This is a genomic window from Kitasatospora sp. NPDC058965, from assembly GCF_042741245.1.
In the GTDB taxonomy this organism is placed as follows: Bacteria; Actinomycetota; Actinomycetes; order Streptomycetales; family Streptomycetaceae; genus Kitasatospora.
Genome location: NZ_JBHYKG010000001.1, coordinates 38819 through 57684 on the forward strand (window position 1 = coordinate 38819; position 18866 = coordinate 57684).

Consider the following 18866-nt stretch of genomic DNA (forward strand, 5'->3'; position numbering starts at 1 on the left):
AGGGTGGACGCCGGGCGGCGGTGGGGGGGTGAGCCGCACGACGACTTGCGTACCGACAAGTAACTGACTGGCGGGTAACAAGGTTGCCGACAGCCTAGGCCCAACGAGCTCCGGTGTTAAGAGGCAACGGTGCTCTGGCACGCCACCGAACGGGCAGTGCAGACCCCGGTGGCGGGCCGTCCGAAGGAGGAGGCTACAAGTTCGGTAGCAGAATCACGAGAGGGCCCAGGGCCGTCAGGAGAAGTACGAAAATGAGGATGCGAATCCTCCAGTCGACAACGAGAGTGTCCGAGTGCTGATCCGACTCCTCAAGGCCCACGTCGGGCCTTACACCAAACCGATCGGCGTGCTGGTCCTGCTCCAGCTGATCGCCACCATCGCCGCGCTCTACCTGCCCACGCTCAACGCCGACATCATCGACAGCGGGGTGATCAAGGGCGACACCGGCTACATCGTGCAGACCGGCGGCGTGATGATCGCCGTCACACTGGCCCAGATCGTCTGCTCGGTCGGCGCCGTCTACTTCGGCGCGCGCACCGCCATGGCGGTGGGCCGGGACATCCGGGCCGCCGTGTTCGACCGGGTGCAGAGCTTCTCGGCCCGGGAGCTCGGGCAGTTCGGCGCGCCCTCGCTGATCACCCGCACCACCAATGACGTCCAGCAGGTCCAGATGCTGGTGCTGATGACCTTCACCCTGATGGTCATGGCCCCGATCATGTGCGTGGGCGGCATCATCATGGCGCTCAACCAGGACGTGCCGCTGTCCAGCCTGCTGGTGGTCCTGGTGCCGCTGCTGGCCGGCATCGTGACCGTGCTGGTGCGCAAGCTGCGCCCGTCCTTCCGCAGCATGCAGACCCGGATCGACGTGGTGAACCGGATCCTGCGCGAGCAGATCTCCGGCATCCGGGTGATCCGGGCCTTCGTCAAGGACGGCCACGAGAAGGAGCGCTTCGGCCTCGCCAACGACCGGCTCACCGAGGTCTCGCTGCGCACCGGCCGCCTGCTGGCCTTCATGTTCCCCTCCGTGATGGCGGTGGTGAACATCGCCAGCGTGGCCGTGCTCTGGTTCGGCGCGCACCGGATCGCCGGCGGCGGGATGCAGATCGGCGCGCTGACCGCGTTCCTCTCCTACCTGATGCAGATCCTGATGAGCGTCATGATGGCCACCTTCATGTTCATGATGGTGCCGCGCGCCGAGGTCTGCGCCGAGCGCATCGTGGAGGTGCTGGACACCGAGTCCAGCGTCGTCCCGCCCGGTGCCCCGGTCACCGAGCTGCGCGCGCACGGCCGGCTGGAGCTGCGCGCCGCGGACTTCCGCTACCCCGGTGCGGAGGCGCCGGTGCTGCGCGGGGTCGACCTGACGGCCCGTCCGGGCGAGATCACCGCCGTGATCGGCTCCACCGGCAGCGGCAAGACCACCCTGCTGGGCCTGGTCCCCCGGCTCTTCGACGCCACCGGCGGCGAGGTGCTGGTCAACGGGGTGGACGTGCGGCAGATCGACCCGGCCCTGCTGGCCGAGAAGGTCGGCCTGGTGCCGCAGAAGCCGTACCTGTTCTCCGGCACGGTGGCCAGCAACCTGCGCTACGGCCGGCCGGACGCCACCGACGAGGACCTGTGGGCCGCGCTGGAGACCGCACAGGCCAAGGACTTCGTGACCGCCCTGGACCTGGGCCTGGAGGCCCCGGTGGCCCAGGGCGGCAGCAACTTCTCCGGCGGCCAGCGCCAGCGCCTGGCGATCGCCCGCACCCTGGTCCGCAAGCCGGAGATCTACCTCTTCGACGACTCCTTCTCGGCCCTGGACTACGCCACCGACGCGCGGCTGCGCGCGGCGCTGGCCCAGGAGACCGCCGAGGCCACCGTGGTGATCGTGGCCCAGCGGGTGTCCACCATCCGCGACGCGGACCGGATCGTCGTGCTGGACGAGGGCACCGTGGTCGGCACCGGGACGCACCACGAGCTGATGGCCGAGAACCCGACGTACCGGGAGATCGTGCTCTCCCAGCTCACCGAGCAGGAGGCGGCGTGACCACCCCGCAGAAGTCCGGGTCCCAGGAGGCCGCGGCCCGGCGCGGGCCGGCCGGCCCGGGCCGCTTCATGGGCGGCCAGGGGACCGAGAAGTCGATGGACTTCAAGGGCAGCGGCAAGCGGGTGCTCGCCCTGCTGCGCCCGGAGCGGGCGCTGCTCGCCGCGATGCTGCTGTTCGGCGCGATCAGCGTCGGCTGCGCCGTGGCCGGGCCGAAGCTGCTCGGCAACGCGACCAACCTGATCTTCAAGGGCGCGCTGGGGCTGGCGTTCCCCACCCAGGCGGCCCTGGAGGGGGCGGAAGCCCGCGGCGGCAAGCAGGCCCAGCTGCTGCACGCGCTGTCCTTCACGCCCGGCAAGGGCATGGACTACGACGCCATCGGCCGTGTCCTGCTCGCGGTGTTGGCGATCTACCTCGCGTCCACGGTCTTCGGCATCGTCCAGGGCCGGCTCGTCGCACTGGCGATCAACCGCGCCGTGAACCGGCTGCGTGCCGAGGTGGACGCCAAGCTCACCCGGCTGCCGCTGAGCTACTTCGACAAGCAGGCGCGCGGCGAGGTGCTCAGCCGGGTCACCAACGACATCGACAACATCGCCACGTCCATGCAGCAGAGCATGGGACAGGTGGTGAACTCGCTGCTCACCATCGTCGGCGTGCTGGTGATGATGTTCTGGATCTCCTGGCTGCTCGCCCTGATCGCGCTGGTCTCGGTGCCGATCTCGGTGATGGTGGCGACCCGGGTCGGCAAGCGGGCCCAACCGCAGTTCGTCGCCCAGTGGAAGACCACCGGTCAGCTCAACGCGCACATCGAGGAGATGTACACGGGCCACACCCTGGTCAAGGTGTTCGGCCGGCAGAAGGAGGCCGCCGAGACCTTCGCGCGGGAGAACGAGGCGCTGTACGCGTCCAGCTTCAAGGCGCAGTTCATCTCCGGGCTGATCCAGCCCGCGATGATGTTCGTCGGGAACCTCAACTACGTGGCCGTCGCCGTCGTCGGTGGCCTGCGGGTGGCCGGCGGCGCGCTCTCCATCGGTGACGTGCAGGCCTTCATCCAGTACTCGCGCCAGTTCAGCCAGCCGCTGAGCCAGGTGGCCAGCATGGCCAACCTGGTGCAGTCCGGGGTCGCCTCGGCCGAGCGGGTCTTCGAGCTGCTGGACGCCGAGGAGCAGTCCGCCGACCCGCAGCAGCCGGAGCGCCCGGCCGAGCTGCGCGGGCTGGTCGCCTTCGAGGACGTCTCGTTCCGCTACGAGGCGGACAAGCCGCTGATCGACGACCTCTCGCTCAAGGTGGAGCCGGGCCACACGGTGGCCATCGTCGGCCCGACCGGCGCCGGCAAGACCACCCTGGTCAACCTGCTGATGCGGTTCTACGAGGTGAGCGGCGGCCGGATCACCCTGGACGGGGTGGACATCGCGGCGATGTCGCGCGAGGAGCTGCGGGCCGGCATCGGCATGGTGCTCCAGGACACCTGGCTGTTCGGCGGCTCGATCGCCGACAACATCGCCTACGGTGCCACCGGCGCCACCCGCGAGCAGGTGGTGGAGGCGGCCCGGGCCGCGCACGTGGACCGCTTCGTGCGCACCCTGCCGGACGGCTACGACACGGTGATCGACGACGAGGGCACCGGCGTCAGCGCCGGCGAGAAGCAGCTGATCACCATCGCCCGGGCCTTCCTGGCCCAGCCCAGCATCCTGGTGCTGGACGAGGCGACCAGCTCGGTGGACACCCGCACCGAGGTGCTGATCCAGCGCGCCATGGCCCGGCTGCGCACCGGCCGGACCAGCTTCGTGATCGCGCACCGGCTCTCCACCATCCGCGACGCGGACGTGATCCTGGTGATGGAGAACGGCTCGATCGTGGAGCAGGGCACGCACCAGGAGCTGATCGAGGCGGGCGGCGCGTACGCCCGGCTCTACCAGGCGCAGTTCGCGCAGGCGGTGGCGGAGGCCGACTGACCCACCGGCACACCGGCACGGCGGAGGGCCGCCACCCGCAGCACGCGGGTGACGGCCCTCCGGTTCTTCCCGACTACTTCTTGGCGTCCTTGGGACCCTCGTCGTCGGTGGAGAGCGCGGCGATGAAGGCCTCCTGCGGGACCTCCACCCGGCCGACCATCTTCATCCGCTTCTTGCCCTCCTTCTGCTTCTCCAGGAGCTTGCGCTTGCGGGAGATGTCGCCGCCGTAGCACTTGGCGAGCACGTCCTTGCGGATCGCGCGCACCGTCTCGCGGGCGATCACCCGCGAGCCGATGGCCGCCTGGATCGGCACCTCGAACTGCTGGCGGGGGATCAGCTTCTGCAGCTTGCCCGCCATCATGACGCCGTAGTTGTAGGCCTTGTCCTTGTGCACGATGGCGGAGAACGCGTCCACCGCGTCGCCGTGCAGCAGGATGTCGACCTTCACCAGGCTGGCGCTCTGCTCGCCGATGGGCTCGTAGTCCAGCGAGGCGTAGCCGCGGGTCTTGGACTTCAGCTGGTCGAAGAAGTCGAAGACGATCTCGGCCAGCGGCAGGGTGTAGCGCAGCTCCACCCGGTCCTCGGAGAGGTAGTCCATGCCCTGCAGGTTGCCGCGGCGGGACTGGCAGAGCTCCATGATCGCGCCGACGAACTCGTTGGGCGCGAGGATGGTGCCGCGCACGACCGGCTCGTACACCTCGGCGATCTTGCCGGTGGGGAACTCGCTCGGGTTGGTGACGGTGTGCTCGGTGCCGTCCTCCATCACCACCCGGTAGACCACGTTCGGCGCGGTGGAGATCAGGTCGAGCTTGAACTCGCGCTCCAGCCGCTCCCGGATGATCTCCAGGTGGAGCAGGCCGAGGAAGCCGCAGCGGTAGCCGAAGCCGAGCGCCACCGAGGTCTCCGGCTCGTAGACCAGCGCGGCGTCGTTCAGCCGCAGCTTGTCCAGCGCGTCGCGCAGCAACGGGTAGTCCGAGCCGTCCAGCGGGTAGAGGCCGGAGAAGACCATCGGGCGCGGGTCCTTGTAGCCGCCCAGCGGCTCGGTGGCGCCCTTGACCATCGAGGTGATGGTGTCACCGACCTTGGACTGCCGCACGTCCTTCACGCCGGTGATGATGTAGCCCACCTCACCGACGCCCAGGCCCTCGGCCACCTTCGGCTCGGGCGAGATGACGCCGATCTCCAGCAGCTCGTGGGTCGCGCCGGTGGACATCATCGCGATCCGCTCGCGCTTGGTCAGCTGACCGTCCACCACACGCACGTAGGTGACCACGCCGCGGTAGGAGTCGTAGACCGAGTCGAAGATCATCGCGCGGGCCGGGGCGTCCTTGACGCCGACCGGGGCCGGGATCTTGTCGACCACGTGGTCGAGCAGCTCCTCGACGCCCAGACCGGTCTTGGCGCTGACCTTGAGCACGTCGCCCGGGTCGCAGCCGATGATGTGCGCGATCTCGGCGGCGTACTTCTCCGGCTGGGCGGCCGGCAGGTCGATCTTGTTCAGCACCGGGATGATCGTGAGGTCGTTCTCCAGGGCCAGGTACAGGTTGGCCAGGGTCTGCGCCTCGATGCCCTGGGCCGCGTCGACCACCAGGATGGTGCCCTCGCAGGCCGCGAGCGACCGGGACACCTCGTAGGTGAAGTCGACGTGGCCCGGCGTGTCGATCATGTTCAGGATGTGGGTGGTGCCCGCGTGCTCACCGGTCTTCGGGGCCCAGGGCAGCCGGACTGCCTGCGACTTGATGGTGATGCCGCGCTCGCGCTCGATGTCCATCCGGTCGAGGTACTGGGCACGCATCTGGCGCGGGTCGACCACGCCGGTGATCTGCAGCATCCGGTCGGCGAGCGTCGACTTGCCGTGGTCGATGTGGGCGATGATGCAGAAGTTGCGGATCAGCGCCGGGTCGGTGCGGCTGGGCTCTGGCACATGGGTAGGGGTCGCGGGCACCTTGGTCCGATTCTCCGTGGTTGTCCGGGGCCGACATGTCGTCCGCCCGAGGGGCCCTGTTGGGCATGAGGAAACCAGGGCTTGGTCCATCTTCCCACGCGAGCGGCGCGCAGTGCCGGTTTGGGGGGCATGGGCGGGCCCTGGTAGCGTTGGGCGCTGCACCGCGCTCCGGCATGCCCTCTCAGCTGCTCCGGAGCACCGGTCGCAGAACCCGTTCGGCCCTTAGCGGGGCACTTACCAGACAGACTGAGGCACTTTCGTGGCGAACATCAAGTCCCAGATCAAGCGCAACAAGACCAACGAGAAGGCGCGCCTGCGCAACAAGGCCGTCAAGTCCTCGCTGAAGACCGCGCTGCGCAAGGCCCGCGAGGCCGCTGCCGCCGGTGACACCGAGAAGGCCACCGTGCTGGCCCGCGAGGCCTCCAAGGCCCTCGACAAGGCCGTCAGCAAGGGCGTCATCCACAAGAACCAGGCCGCCAACAAGAAGTCGGCGATCACCAAGCAGGTCAACGTCGCCGCCTGAGCTGCGCGCTAGCACCACCCCCGTCCACGGGTGACTCCGGCCCTCTACCCGGACCCCGCTCGGACCGCATCACTTCGCACCGCACGCGGCCTGCGTTCGCCACGCGGGTGCGGTGCACCTGGTCAGTACCCGAAGCCCGCCCGGTCCCACCGGGCGGGCTTCGTGGCGTTCGGGGACGGCGTTCGGGAACGGGGCCGGCCGCCGACCGGTGTGTCGACGTGTCGGTCTGCGGGTGCGGCCCCGGCGGGGGTCAGTACGGGCGGGAGCCGGAGCGGGCGGCGCGGGCGACCGTGACCACGGCGCGCTCCAGCGCGTAGGCGGCGTCGTCGGCCCCGCCCTTGACGGCGGCGTCGGCCTGGGCGATCGCGGTCAGCGCGGTGGCGACCCCGTCGCCGGTCCAGCCGCGCATCTGCTGGCGGACCCGGTCGATCTTCCACGGCGGCATGCCCAGCTCGCGGGCCAGGTCGCCCGGGCGCATCGAGCGGTCGGCGGTGGCGAGGCGGCCGATGCTGCGCACGCCGGCGGCCAGAGCGTAGGTGATGCCGGTGGGCGGCTGGCCGACCGCCAGCGCCCAGCGCAGCCGCTCCAGCGCGTCCGCCGCGCGGCCGGTGACCGCGAAGTCGGCCACCTCGAAGCCGGTGGCCTCGGCGCGGCCGCTGTAGTAGCGGGCCACCACCCGCTCGTCGATGGTGCCCTCGACGTCCGAGCAGAGCTGGCTCGCGGCGGCGGCCAGCTCGCGCAGGTCGCCGCCGAGCGCGTCCAGCAGGGCCTGGCAGGCCTCCGGGCTGGCCGAGCGGCCGAGCGTCTTGAACTCGCCGCGGATGAAGGTGATCCGCTCCCCCGCCTTGGTCAGCTTGGCGCAGGCCACCTCGCGCGCACCGGCCTTGCGGGCCGCGTCCAGCAGGCCCTTGCCCTTGACCCCACCGGCGTGCACCAGGACCACGATCACTTCCTCGGCCGGGGCGTCCAGGTAGGCCTTGATGTCCTTGACGCTGTCGGCGGCCAGGTCCTGGGCGGCGCGGACCACGATCACCTTGCGCTCGGCGAAGAGCGACGGGGTGGTCAGCTCGGCCAGCGCGCCGGGCTGCAGGCCGCCGGGGGCCAGGTCGCGCACGTCGGTGTCCGGGTCGGCCGCCCTGGCCGCCGCCACCACCTGCGCGACGGCGCGGTCCAGCAGCAGCTCCTCCTGGCCGACCACGAGGGTCAGCGGGGCGAGCAGGTCGTCGGGTGCACTCTTCCTGGCCATCGCGTACCAGCATCCCACGGGCGACCGACACAATGGGGCGATGAGCACTGCCCACGACCTGCCCACCGGACGCCAACTGCTGGTCCTCGCCGACCGCGACAGCGCACAGGAGGTGGCCGGGGAGCTCCGGCTGCGCCACCCCGCACTCGGACCCGCCGAGCTGGTGCGCGACGCGCTCGCGGGCGAGGACGACGCCGAGGACGCGCAGTGGCTGGTGGTGCTGGAGGAACCGGCTGACGGGTGGTCGGCCGAGCTGCTGGACCTGCTCGACGAGCTGGCGGGCGCCCACGAGGGGTGGCGCGAGGACGGGTAGCCCCGGCAGGGGTGGCGGCGCGGCAGAGCCGAGGTGGCGCCGGGGCGAACCGGAGGTTTCGTGCGTCCCGGCTCGGACTCCTGGTCGATCCGTGCGCCGGACCGGGAGGGACGACCGCGGTGCCGATGATGGAGCCCCGAGCTCCCCAGGCTCCCCAAGGTCCCCACGCTCCCCGGAGGTCCGATGTCCGCGCCGTCCCCGTTCGCCGCCCTGCTCAGCGGGCTCCCGCTGTCCGACCTGGCCGCCTCGGCCGCCCGGCTGCAGCCCGAGCTGGCCGCGCTGCGGCGGGACTTGCACCGCGAGCCGGAGATCGGGCTGGAGCTGCCGAAGACCCGGGCCCGGCTGCTCGCGGCGCTGGACGGACTGGGGTTGGAGATCACCCTCGGCACGGGGTTGAGCTCGATCACGGCGGTGCTGCGCGGCGGGCGGCCCGGGCCGGGCGTGCTGCTGCGGGCCGACATGGACGCGCTGCCGGTGCAGGAGAGCGGGCGACTGCCGTACGCCTCTGCCGTACCGGGTGCGATGCACGCCTGCGGGCACGACCTGCACATGGCCGCGCTGGTCGGCGCCGCCCGGCTGCTGGCCCCGCGGCGGGACGCGTTGGCGGGCGACGTGGTCTTCATGTTCCAGCCCGGCGAGGAGGGCGAGGGCGGCGCGCAGCGGATGGTCGACGCGGGGGTGCTGGACGCGGCCGGCGACCGGGTGGTGGCCGCCTACGCGCTGCACGTGGCGGCCGCGCTGCTGCCCAACGGACTGGTGGCGAGCAGGCCCGGGCCGGTGCTGGCCGCCTCGGACACCCTGCACGTCACGCTGCGCGGGCGCGGTGGCCACGGCTCCAGCCCGCACTCGGCGCTGGACCCGGTGCCGGCGATGTGCGAGGCGGTGCTGGCCCTGCAGTCGATGGTGACCCGACGGATCGACGCCTTCGACCCGGTGGTGCTCACCGTCGGCACGCTGAGCGCCGGCACGGTGGCCAACGTGATCCCCGAGGAGGCCCGGTTCGCGGCCACCATCCGCTCGTTCTCGGCGCACGCGCGGGAGGTGGCGCACGCCGAGGCGCTGCGGGTGGTCCACGGGATCGCGGCGGCGCACGGGTTGGCGGTGCGGGCGGAGGTGGAGAGCGGCTACCCGGTGACCGTCAACGACCCGGTGGAGGCCGGGTTCGCGGCGGACCTGGTGGAGCAGCTGCTCGGGGCCGGGCGGTACGTGGAGATGCCGAAGCCGATCGCCGGCTCGGAGGACTTCGGGGTGCTCGGGGCGCTGGTCCCCTCGGCCTACCTGATGCTCGGCGCGGCTCCGACCGACGGCCGGGACCCCTTCACCGCGCCCTACAACCACTCCCCCGACGCCGAGTTCGAGGACAACGTGCTGGCCGACGGCGCCGCCCTGCTGGCCGGCCTGGCGCTGGCCCGGCTGGCCCGCGGCTAGCCACGCCCAACCACACCTGGCCGCGCCGACCGTCGGCGTCCGAGGGTCGGCGCCGCGTGCGGCGCGGCCGACGCCCGGTCAGGGCTCGCCCGGGTCGATGGGGACGTAGCCGACGGCCCGGCCGGTCGGGTCGAGCACCCGCCCGACCAGCTTGGCGGTGCGCAGGGTGAGTTGGCGGTCGCGGACCCGGGCGGCCGGGAACCGGTGCGTCAGTTCCGCCTCCAGGATCCGCACGGCACCGAGTTGGTGGGTCATCACGTAGGCGACCAGGTTGGCCTCGCCGAGGGTGAGCACGCACATCCGGGTCTGCGGCTGTTCACTGAGCCAGCGCGCCGCGGCGGGCAGCCGGTCGGCGGGCAGGTCGAGCCAGAGCATGGTGCCGACCGGGTGGCCGGTGAGCCGGGGCGAGGCGTCGCAGCGCAGCACCAGGCGACCGCTGGCGCGCAGTTCGGTGAGCCGGCGGCGGACCGTGGTGGCCGGCAGGCCCATCCGCTGGCCCAGCTCCGCGTACGGCATCCGGCCGTCGGCCCCCAGGGCCGCGAACAGTTGCAGGTCCTCCCGGGCGGAGCGGCCGGGCCCGCGGTCGGCGAGGCCCGGCGGGCGGGTGGCGGCGATGGCGGCCCGCTGGTCGGGGTCGAGGGCGCCGTCGGTCCAGCGGCTGCCCTCGCGCAGGGTGCGCTCGACCGGCGAGGTGCGGGTGCGCAGCACGCCGGGGACGGCGGCGATCCGGGTCAGCACGTAGTCGCCGATCTGGGTGGGGGTCAGGCCCGCCACGGTGACCAGCAGGTCGGCGCGGCCGCTGACCAGCTCGATGCTGACCGCCCGTCCGTCGCCGGCCAGGTCGGTGGCGGCTGCGGCGGCCGTACCGGCCCGGCACTCGACCTCGACCAGCGCCGTCAGCCCCGGGTCGAAGCGGTCCGCGGCCGGGTAGCAGGAGACCCAGGCGTCGCCCTGGGCGGAGAGCTTGGCCCAGCGCCGGGACAGGGTGGCCGGGTCGACCCCGAGCGGCCCGGCCAGTGCGGACCACGGGGCCCGCGGGTCCACCCGCAGGGCATCGACCAGCGCGAGGTCCAGCTCGTCGATCATGGCGGATCCTTGCGTTCGTGGGGCGGCTGGAGCGGATTCGTGCGCCCGCCTCGGCCGACGGTCCAGGTTAGCCATCCTGTCCGCCACCTGTCCTCGCCCGTTCGGCTCCGCCTCACCTCCGCCCCACCTCCGCCCTACCTCCGCCCCGCCCCGCGGCCTCCGGCCCCGCCGCCCGCGAACCTCCGCTGCCCCCGTCCGCCGTCACCCTCCGAGGGATGTGCCCGTGCCCGGTCTTCTCGTGCCCCTGCTGATCCTGATCGAGTGCGCCAGCGGCATGCTGCAGGGTGCCTTCCCGGTGCTGCTGCCGCCGCTGGCGGGAGTGCTGCACGTCGGGGCGGGCGACCAGGCGCTGGTCACCGGGGTGGAGTTCCTGGTGTCCGGCGTCGCGGTGCCGCTCAGCTCGCGCCTCGGCGACCTGTACGGGCACCGGCGGCTGCTGCGGGTCACCGTGGCGCTGGCGCTGGCCGGGTACCTGGTGAGCGCGTCGGCCGGATCCTTCGCGGTGCTGCTGCTCGGGCGGGGCCTGTGCGGGTTCCTCAGCTGCTGGCTGCCGCTGGAGTTCGCCCTGCTGCGGGACCGGCTGGGCGCGGACCGCGGCGGTCGGGCGATCGGGCTGCTGGTCGGTGCGCTGACCCTGGGCAGCGTGCTCGGCGCGGTGGTCGCCGGGGTGCTCGGCAAGGAGGCGGTGATGCTGCGGCCGCTGCTCTGGGGGATGGCGGCGCTGCCCGCCGCGGCCCTGCTGGTGGTCTGGCGCTGGGTGCCGGAGTCGCGGGTGCTGGCCGCCGGGACGGTGGACTGGACCGGGGCCGGGCTGCTCTCCACCGGGCTGCTGACGCTGTTCGGCGCGCTCGGCGGACTGCCCGGACGCTGGCTGCTGCTGGCCGCCGCCGTGCTGCTGCTGGCGCTCTTCGTCCGGCAGGAACGGCGCACCGCGCACCCCGTGATCGAGCTGGGGATGCTCACCGGTCGGGCCACGGCCCCGGTCTTCGCACTGAGCTTCCTGCTGGGCTGCGTGCTCTACGGCTCGCAGGCGCCGACCTTGGCCTTCCAGGCGGCCGACCCCGCCGTGGTGGGCTACGGGCTCGGGGCGGACAGCCAGTTGCTCGGACTGTTGACGCTGCCCTCGGTGCTGGCGGCGATGGTCGGCGCAGTGCTGGCGCACCGCCTCGGTCGGCGCTTCGGGGCCCGCCGCACCCTGGCCGGGGCCTTCGGGCTGAGCACCCTGGGCTACGCGAGCTTCGCGGTGGCACACGCCTCGGTGCCCGAGTTCGCGCTGCCCGCCGCCGTGGCCGGATTCGGCGCGGGGACCGGGCTCAGCCTGCTGCCGGGCCTGCTGCTGCACCGGCTGCCGCAGCAGCAGACCGGGATCGGTACGGGGATCTACAACACCCTCAAAACCCTGGCCGGCGCTGCCACCGGAGCCCTCGGCGCGGCCCTGCTCGACGGCCTGGTCCTGCGCACCGGGGTACCGCGCGAGAGCGCGTACGTGACCGTGTGGGCCGGGTGCGCCCTGCTCGCGGCGGCGGGGGTGGTGGTGTCGTGGACGCTGCAGGACCGGGCGGCTGCCCCGGTCGATCACAACTCGGCTGTACTGAGTCAGGCTTGATACCGCATCAGGACCTCTCCGGAACGCCCGCGGCGCTATTCTGCCCGCGTCGTCACGGGAGGGTGCGCGGTGTGGAACCAGGTGCACAGGTGGGGCATCGAGCTCGGCGTCGCGGTCGGCCTGGTGGTCGGGGCGGTGCTGAAGGAGTGGATCACCAAGGTCGTCAAGGCGGTCGTCGACGGGATCTCCGGCTGGGTGTACCGGCGCTTCGCCAGCAGCGCGCTGCTGCGCCGCACCGCGCTGCGCAGGTACCTGCGCAGCCTGCACGACCAGCACGCAACCTTCCGGGTCTCCTTCGACGTCACGGCGCCGATCACCCTGCACACCGCTGACGTGTACGTCCCGCTGCAGCTCACCTCCGGCCAGGTCGGCGACCCGCACACCGAGGCGGCGCTGCGCAAGGAACGGCACAGCGTGGTGCTCGGCGTCCCGGGGGCCGGCAAGACCATGCTGCTGCGCCACGAGGTGCTCTCCTGGGTGCGCTCGCGCTACCGGCCGCAGAGCACCGCACCGCCCAAGCGGCTGCTCGGCGGCCGCCGAGCAGCCGCGAAGGTCGACCTGCGCGACCTCAGCGGGATCCCGGTGCTGCTGGAGCTGCACCGGCTGAACAGCGGCGCGTTGGACCTGCCCGCGCTGATCGTCGACCACCTGGACCGCCACCAGTTCCCGAACGCCGCGGTCTGGGTCGACCGCGCCCTGCGGGCCGGCCAACTCGCGCTCTACTTGGACGGGTTCGACGAGGTGGCCACCGACCGGCGGCAGCAGGTGGCGGACCAGATCCTGCACTTCGCGCAGCGCCACCCGGACTGCCGGATCGTCGTCACCTGCCGGATCGCGGTCTACGAGGGTCAGTTCAACCACGCTTTCGGCCAGACCCTGCAGGTGCGCGACTTCGACGAGCACCTGATCCGCAGGTTCCTGCGCACCTGGCGCGACGCCGGCAGCGCGCAGGTGGACGAGGAGACCGCCGAGCAACTGCTCGGCGCCCTGCGGGACAACCCGCAGCTCATGCAGCTCGCCCGGAACCCGCTGCTGCTGACGATGATCGCCTACCTGTACACCCATGTGTACGCCGGAACCGAGGACGCCCTGCCGCACACCCGGGCCGGGTTCTACCGGCAGGTGACCGACCACTTGCTGAGCGACCGGCGGGGCCTGGTCCAGCCGTTCCCGGTGAAGGTCGCGGTGCTGCAGCAACTCGCCCTGGCCGCACAGGACATCCCCTCCGGATCCCACGACCGGCTCGCCCTGCCCGAGGACCTGGTGCTCAAGCAGATCCGCCTCACCCTGGAAACCCTGGGCAAACCCACCGGAGTGGCCGAGGAACTGCTGCGCGAGATCGTCGACCGCAGCGGCCTGCTGCTGGCCGTGGACCACCGCCAGCGCTACCAGTTCGCCCACCTGACCCTCCAGGAGTACCTGGCTGCACGGGAGTTGGCCAACGATCCCGATGCGCTGCTGGCGCGCTACCGCGCCGATCCGTCGGTCTGGCAGGAGGCGGTGCGCCTGTGGTGCGGCCTGGAGGCCAGGGACTGCACCCGCATGGTGCGGGAGGTCTTCGCACTGGATCCCGTGCTGGCCTTCCAGTGCCTCGCCGACGCCTACACGGTCGACGAGGCTCTGGCCGGGGAGATCATCGGGCACTTCAAGGGGGAGCTGGGCACGGCCTCCGGTCAACGCCAGGAGGTGGTCAACGCCTTCGGTCTGGTCGCCTCGGCGCGCCACCACCGCGGGCAGCAGGTCTTCGCCTTCCTGAAGGACGCCGCCTGGGGGCAGGGCCCGGCCCTGCTGCGGGACAGCGCGGTGCGCGCCCTGGCCGCGACCAACCTGCCGCGCGCGGCAGAGGCCTTGGCGATGATGGTCAGCAGCAACTCCGCAGCCGCCTCGGCGCTCGGGCGGATGGGTGACCTCGGGGTACCGCCGCTGAGTCGACTGGCCGCGCACTCGACCGAGGCACTCACCACGCTGTGGCGGATCCGCACGCCGCGGGCCGCGCTGGCACTCCACGAGCTGCTCTGGACCGGCGGGCCGGAGGCCTCCGAGTTCTGCGCCTGGCTGCTGGCCGACCTGCTGACCACCGAGGACATCGAGGTGGCGCTGCGCTCCGCCCCGCCTCCGGCACAAGTGCCGGCCGACAGGGCGGCCGATGCGACCATGGACTGGGTGTGGCAGCCGTTCGCCGTGGGCGGTGACGAGTGGTTGGTCCGGACGGTCGGCCGGATCGCCCGGGTGATCAGCGATCCGCAGTTCGCGCCGCCGTCCCTGACGCTCGGTCCGGACATCCGTCTCGTAGGGGCGCTCAGCGTGGTGCGTCAGGACTCGGGGGTGCTGTCGGAGACCATCCGGACGGGACGCTGGCAGGCCCTGGAAAGCCTGAGGGCAGTCATGAGCACGCTCGAACCCAGGCTCTATCCCCGCAATCGGTATGCCGCCCTCATGGGTTCGCCCTCCATCCCGCTGATGCACCTCACGTCCTTCCTGGTGGCGGCCGAAACCCTGGCTCAGCGCGGGCTGACGGCCGCCGAACTCCGGGCCCTCGGTCGGTTGGCCCCGCTGACCAGCGATGCGTTGCGCGAAGCCGGTATGTCGGAGCAGCGCGCGCAGCTACTGGCCCGGCTGCCCGAGCGGTCGCGACTGCTGGCCCTGGCGAGCCTGTGCGACGTCGAGCCGCTGCGCCCGAGCGACTGGCGAGGCATCACCACTCCACCGCTCGGACGCGGTTACGACTACGACCGGAGCTGGCACTACCGGACGATCCTGGCCCTGCTGCTGGGGTGGTCCGCCCTCGCCGGCTGGCGGGCGGTCCAGGTCGGGCTCGGGGCACCGGCATCCGTACCGCCTTGGCTCGGCTGGGCGGCACTCGCCCAGATCGTCGTCGCCTGGGGGATCCTCACCGTTGAGTTCGTCCTCACGGACCATGACTCCCTGCTGGACTACACCGTCCTCCCCCTGCTCAACCTGTTCCTCGAATTCCAGTACCTCGACGAGGACTTCTGGTTCGCCCTGGCCACCCTGGGCTTCCTGCCCGCACTCGGGTACTTCTCGGCGGACGTCGGCCTGCACCACCTCGGCCCCTGGGGCACGGTCCTGGTGGCCGCAGCACTGCTGGCCGTCGGAACCGCCCTGCGCCTGCGCGGACGCCGATTGGCCGGATACGCCCGCCGGGCCGACCACCCGGCCCGCCGCCTGCTGTCCCTGCCCGCCTGACCGTCTGACCGTCTGACCTCGGCGGGCACGGTGCGCGTCACGGTTCTCGCGGACGAGGGTGGGTCAGCACCCGCAGGCCCTCCCGGGTGTCGGCCTGGACGGCGATGTCGCCGCTCAGGTCGGTGCGCAGCACGGTGGCGCCCAGGGACGTGAGGTGGGTGACGGTGCGCGGGGACGGGTGGCCGTAGGAGTTGTCGGCGCCGACCGAGATCAGGGCCAGGCGGGGGTGGAGGGTGCGGGCGAGGGTCCAGTCCTGGTGGGCGGAGCCGTGGTGGGCGACCTTGAGCACGTCCACGGCGGTGGGGCGGGCCCGGGCCAGCAGGGCGGCCTGCGCGGCGGGTTCGAGGTCGCCGAGCAGGGCGATGCGCAGCGGGCCCGCGGTGACCAGCAGGGCCAGGCTCGCGTTGTTCGGGCCCGGGGTGTCCGGGCCGAGCGGGCCGCGGGGCCACAGGACGTCCCAGGAGAGCCCGGGGCCGACGCTGCGGTGCTCGCCCGGGCCGGCGTGCAGCAGCGGGACGCCGGCCGCCCGCGCCCACTCGGCGGCCTTGGCCGCCTCGCCGGGTGGCGCGGTGAGGGTGGTCGTCTCGATCGCGCCGACCGAACGTCGGCGCAGCAGTCCGGGCAGGCCCTCCAGGTGGTCGGCGTGGAAGTGACTGAGCAGGAGCAGCGGGATCCGGGTGACTCCCAGGTCGCGCAGGCAGGTGTCGGCGGCGGTCGGATCGGGCCCGGCGTCGACCACGACGGCGCTGTCCGGACTCCCCGGGACGGGCAGCACCGTCAGGTCGCCCTGGCCGACCGCGCACACGACCAGCCGGGCCCCGGCGGGTGGCCAGCCCGTCGCGATCCGGACCAGGGCGGGTGGCCGGAACAGGAGGAGGATCAGGGCGAGCCCGAGCAGGGCGGCGAGGACCAGCCGTGCCCGCCCGCCGAGCGGGCGCGGCCCCGGGGGCAGCAGCGGCGGGCCGCCGCCGACGTCCCGGTCGGTGCCCGGGAACACGGCCGGCAGGGCGCAGCAGGCTGCCGCGATGCCGGCGGCCAGCAGCACCGTGCCCGGCCAGCCCGGGGTCCAGGCGAGCTCCGCGCCGGGGAGTGCGGCGCCGGTGCGGGCCACTGCGACCAGCCACTGGGTGGGGTAGGCGGCGAGACCGGCCAGGAAGCGGGCCGCGGTCATGGAGAGCGGGGCGACGGCGAGGGTGGCGAAGCCGAGCAGGGTGGCGGGGGCGACGGCGGCTTCGGCCAACAGGTTGCAGGGGATGCCGACCAGGCTGACCCGCGGGGCGAGCAGGACGGTGGCCGGTGTGCAGAGCGCCTGCGCCGCGGCGGCGCCGGCGACCGCCTCGGCGAGATGGTGCGGCCAGCCCCGCGCGCGCAGCGCCACGGACCAGCGCCGGCCCAGGGTGAGCAGGCCGGCGGTGGCCAGGACGGAGAGCAGGAACCCGTAGGAGCGGGCCAGTTGCGGATCGAGCAGCAGCAGGGCGAGCACGCCCGCGGCGAGAGCGCTGAGCGCGTACCGGGGACGGCCCAGCGCGAGCGCCAGGAGGCCGAGCAGGCCGGTGGCGGCGGCCCGCAGCACGCTCGGATCGGGTCGGCAGAGGGTGACGAAGGCCAACGTGAGCAGCGCGCCGAGCAGTGCCGCCAGCCGCAGCGGCACCCCCAGCAGGGCCGCAAGCCCGCCGCGTTCGGCGGTGCCGGCGAGCGCGGGCGCACCGAGCAGCACGGCCAGCACGATGGACAGGTTGGCGCCGCTGACGGCGACCAGGTGGACCAGGTCGGTGGTGTGGAAGGCCTCCATCAGGTCGTCGGGGACGGCGGACGTGTCACCCACCACCAGACCGGGCAACAGCGCCCGGGCATCGGGCGAGAGCCCGGCGCAGGCCTCGCGCAGCCCCGCGCGCAGGCGACCGGCCAGGCGCTGCGCCCAACTGGGCGGAGCCAGTTGGCGCGGGGCGCCCTGGGCGAGCAGGACGGCGCCGGTCTCGCCGCCCTCCGCGGTGGCCGGGAGCACGCGGACCTGGGCGCTGATCCGGGTGGTGGGGAGCAGGCGCTGCCAGCCGGCGGCGTCCCGGTCCTGGACGATCACGGTGACGGGCGTGCTGGTCCGGGTGGCGGGCTCGCGGTTGGGCGAGGTGGCGGGCACGGCGCTGACCCGGTCGGCGGTGGCCTCGACGGTGAGGACGGGGTGGGGCGGCCCCGAACCCCGGGACCGCGAGGTGTGGGTGCTCGGGTCGCCGGTGACGGTGAGGTGGACGGTGACGGTGGTGGGGGCGGCGGCGGTAGGGGCGGCGGCGGGATCGGGGTCCGTGCGCCCGGGGTCCACTCGGTCAGGCGCGGCGTGGGCGAGGGCCGGGAGCGGGCCCCGGTACAGGTCGGCGGTGTGCAGGGCGGTGCAGGTGGCTGCCGCGCTGACGGTGAGCAGGGTGGCGGCGGTGACGAGGCGCCCTCGGCCCGGGTGCTGACGGTGGACCAGGAGCAGGGCGGCAGCGGCGAGGGCCGCGAGGCCGGCCGGCACCAGCACCACCGGGAGCTGTCGTGGCGTCAGGTCGAGCAGCAGGGCCGTGACGCACCAGGCGGCGACGGTGGGCAGCAGCAGTCGCAGGTCGGGGGCGGGAGCGGTCGGGTCCGTAGCGGTGGGACGGCGCTTCGGCGGCATGCGAGGGCCAGGTGTGGGGAGCGGGTGGACAGTGACGGTGGGAGACGCACGGCGGGGTCAGAGGGTGAGCAGGGGTTTCAGCTCGGCGAACTTCCTGGTCCCGATGCCGGAGATCTGCTGCAGCTGGTTCAGCGAGCGGAAGGCGCCGTGCTGGGTGCGGAAGTCGATGATGTGCCGGGCCAGCACCGGCCCGATGCCGGGCAGGGCGTCGAGCTGTTCCACCGTGGCGTGGTTGATGCTCACCGGGCCCCGGGACGAGGTGGCGACGGCGACGGGCTGGCCCGGGACGCCGACCAGGATCTGTTCACCGTCGGTCAGGACCTGGGCGAGGTTGAGCCCGTCGGTGTCGACGCCTTGCTGCGGGCCGCCGGCGGCGCGCAGCGCGTCGGCGACCCGGGACCCGGCCGGCAGGGTGAGGATCCCGGGGTGGACCACCCGCCCGGCCACGTCGATGATCACCGGCGGGAGTTTCGTGTGGGGTGCGACATCGGGCTCGGAGTCGGGGCCCGCGTCCGGACCGGAGTCGGGATCGGCGGCGTCGGCGGGCTCCGCGTCCCGGGCGGTGCCGGCCGGAGCGGTGCCGGCCGGAGCGGCGCGGGGGCCGGGACGCCCGGCAGTCGGCACGGTGACGGGCTGCGGGCGGCCCAGCCAGAAGTGCTGCACCGCGTAGGCGATGGCCAGCAGGAGCAGTACGGCGAGGCCGAGGACCGCCTTGCGATCGGCCCAGAGCAACGGCTGCAGGGCGGTGGGCAGCCGGAGCCTGCGCCGCGGAACGGGCGGCGGCGGAGCATCAGGAGCCTCGCTCGCGAAGCGCACGGGAGCAGGGTCGGGGGTACGGTCGAGTTCCCGCTCGGGGTCTCGCGCAGGGTCTCGCTCAAGGTCAT

General features: G+C 73.1%; 12 protein-coding genes. 7 read left to right on the top strand and 5 right to left on the bottom strand.

From position 1 onward, the window contains the following. Positions 1-292: 292 nt before the first annotated feature. A complete protein-coding gene (locus ACFW1A_RS00195) occupies positions 293-2026 on the top strand; it encodes an ABC transporter ATP-binding protein (RefSeq protein ID WP_380401400.1) in 1734 nt (577 codons plus the stop codon). A 68-nt stretch (positions 2027-2094) separates the two neighbouring features. Then, positions 2095-3978 carry an ABC transporter ATP-binding protein gene (locus ACFW1A_RS00200; protein WP_380401585.1) on the top strand — a complete coding sequence of 628 codons (1884 nt, stop codon included), beginning with the start codon at positions 2095-2097 and terminating at the stop codon, positions 3976-3978. 73 nt (positions 3979-4051) lie between these two features. On the opposite strand, the gene lepA is transcribed toward ACFW1A_RS00200, so the two are convergent. Continuing rightward, the gene (lepA, locus tag ACFW1A_RS00205) at positions 4052-5923 is read right to left on the bottom strand and encodes a translation elongation factor 4 (protein WP_380401403.1); all 1872 of its coding nucleotides are present in this window, start codon (positions 5921-5923) and stop codon (positions 4052-4054) included. Between the two features lie 259 nt (positions 5924-6182). Between lepA and rpsT the strand changes: the two genes are divergently transcribed. After that, entirely contained in the window at positions 6183-6446 is a 264-nt protein-coding gene (rpsT, locus tag ACFW1A_RS00210; protein ID WP_380401406.1) for a 30S ribosomal protein S20, read from the top strand. 250 nt (positions 6447-6696) lie between these two features. On the opposite strand, the gene holA is transcribed toward rpsT, so the two are convergent. Beyond that, on the bottom strand, positions 6697-7692 hold the full coding sequence (holA, locus tag ACFW1A_RS00215; protein ID WP_380401410.1) for a DNA polymerase III subunit delta: 996 nt from the start codon (positions 7690-7692) through the stop codon (positions 6697-6699). A 40-nt stretch (positions 7693-7732) separates the two neighbouring features. Between holA and ACFW1A_RS00220 the strand changes: the two genes are divergently transcribed. Together ACFW1A_RS00220 and ACFW1A_RS00225 are read left to right on the top strand one after the other, a co-directional pair. After that, the gene (locus tag ACFW1A_RS00220; RefSeq protein ID WP_380401412.1) at positions 7733-8005 is read left to right on the top strand and encodes a hypothetical protein; all 273 of its coding nucleotides are present in this window, start codon (positions 7733-7735) and stop codon (positions 8003-8005) included. A gap of 183 nt (positions 8006-8188) precedes the next feature. Continuing rightward, positions 8189-9433 carry a M20 family metallopeptidase gene (locus ACFW1A_RS00225; protein ID WP_380401414.1) on the top strand — a complete coding sequence of 415 codons (1245 nt, stop codon included), beginning with the start codon at positions 8189-8191 and terminating at the stop codon, positions 9431-9433. 78 nt (positions 9434-9511) lie between these two features. On the opposite strand, the gene ACFW1A_RS00230 is transcribed toward ACFW1A_RS00225, so the two are convergent. Continuing rightward, positions 9512-10519: an Lrp/AsnC family transcriptional regulator gene (locus tag ACFW1A_RS00230; protein WP_380401417.1), complete on the bottom strand. Its 1008-nt coding sequence runs from the start codon at positions 10517-10519 to the stop codon at positions 9512-9514. 223 nt (positions 10520-10742) lie between these two features. On the opposite strand from ACFW1A_RS00230, the gene ACFW1A_RS00235 reads away from it, so the two are divergent. After that, the gene (locus ACFW1A_RS00235) at positions 10743-12125 is read left to right on the top strand and encodes an MFS transporter (RefSeq protein WP_380401420.1); all 1383 of its coding nucleotides are present in this window, start codon (positions 10743-10745) and stop codon (positions 12123-12125) included. A 69-nt stretch (positions 12126-12194) separates the two neighbouring features. Beyond that, the gene (locus ACFW1A_RS00240) at positions 12195-15332 is read left to right on the top strand and encodes an NACHT domain-containing protein (RefSeq protein WP_380401423.1); all 3138 of its coding nucleotides are present in this window, start codon (positions 12195-12197) and stop codon (positions 15330-15332) included. A 37-nt stretch (positions 15333-15369) separates the two neighbouring features. On the opposite strand, the gene ACFW1A_RS00245 is transcribed toward ACFW1A_RS00240, so the two are convergent. Then, on the bottom strand, positions 15370-17982 hold the full coding sequence (locus ACFW1A_RS00245; RefSeq protein ID WP_380401426.1) for a ComEC/Rec2 family competence protein: 2613 nt from the start codon (positions 17980-17982) through the stop codon (positions 15370-15372). 57 nt (positions 17983-18039) lie between these two features. Next, positions 18040-18798: a helix-hairpin-helix domain-containing protein gene (locus ACFW1A_RS00250; RefSeq protein WP_380401429.1), complete on the bottom strand. Its 759-nt coding sequence runs from the start codon at positions 18796-18798 to the stop codon at positions 18040-18042. Positions 18799-18866 lie beyond the last annotated feature (68 nt).

Bases quoted from the DNA above. Each gene is read 5' to 3' on its own strand.
- ACFW1A_RS00200 (WP_380401585.1), top strand. From the start codon at position 2,095: ATGGGCGGCCAGGGGACCGAGAAGTCGATGGACTTCAAGGGCAGCGGC.
- ACFW1A_RS00220 (WP_380401412.1), top strand. From the start codon at position 7,733: ATGAGCACTGCCCACGACCTGCCCACCGGACGCCAACTGCTGGTCCTC.
- ACFW1A_RS00245 (WP_380401426.1), bottom strand. From the start codon at position 17,982: ATGCCGCCGAAGCGCCGTCCCACCGCTACGGACCCGACCGCTCCCGCC.
- holA (WP_380401410.1), bottom strand. From the start codon at position 7,692: ATGGCCAGGAAGAGTGCACCCGACGACCTGCTCGCCCCGCTGACCCTC.
- ACFW1A_RS00225 (WP_380401414.1), top strand. From the start codon at position 8,189: ATGTCCGCGCCGTCCCCGTTCGCCGCCCTGCTCAGCGGGCTCCCGCTG.
- ACFW1A_RS00230 (WP_380401417.1), bottom strand. From the start codon at position 10,519: ATGATCGACGAGCTGGACCTCGCGCTGGTCGATGCCCTGCGGGTGGAC.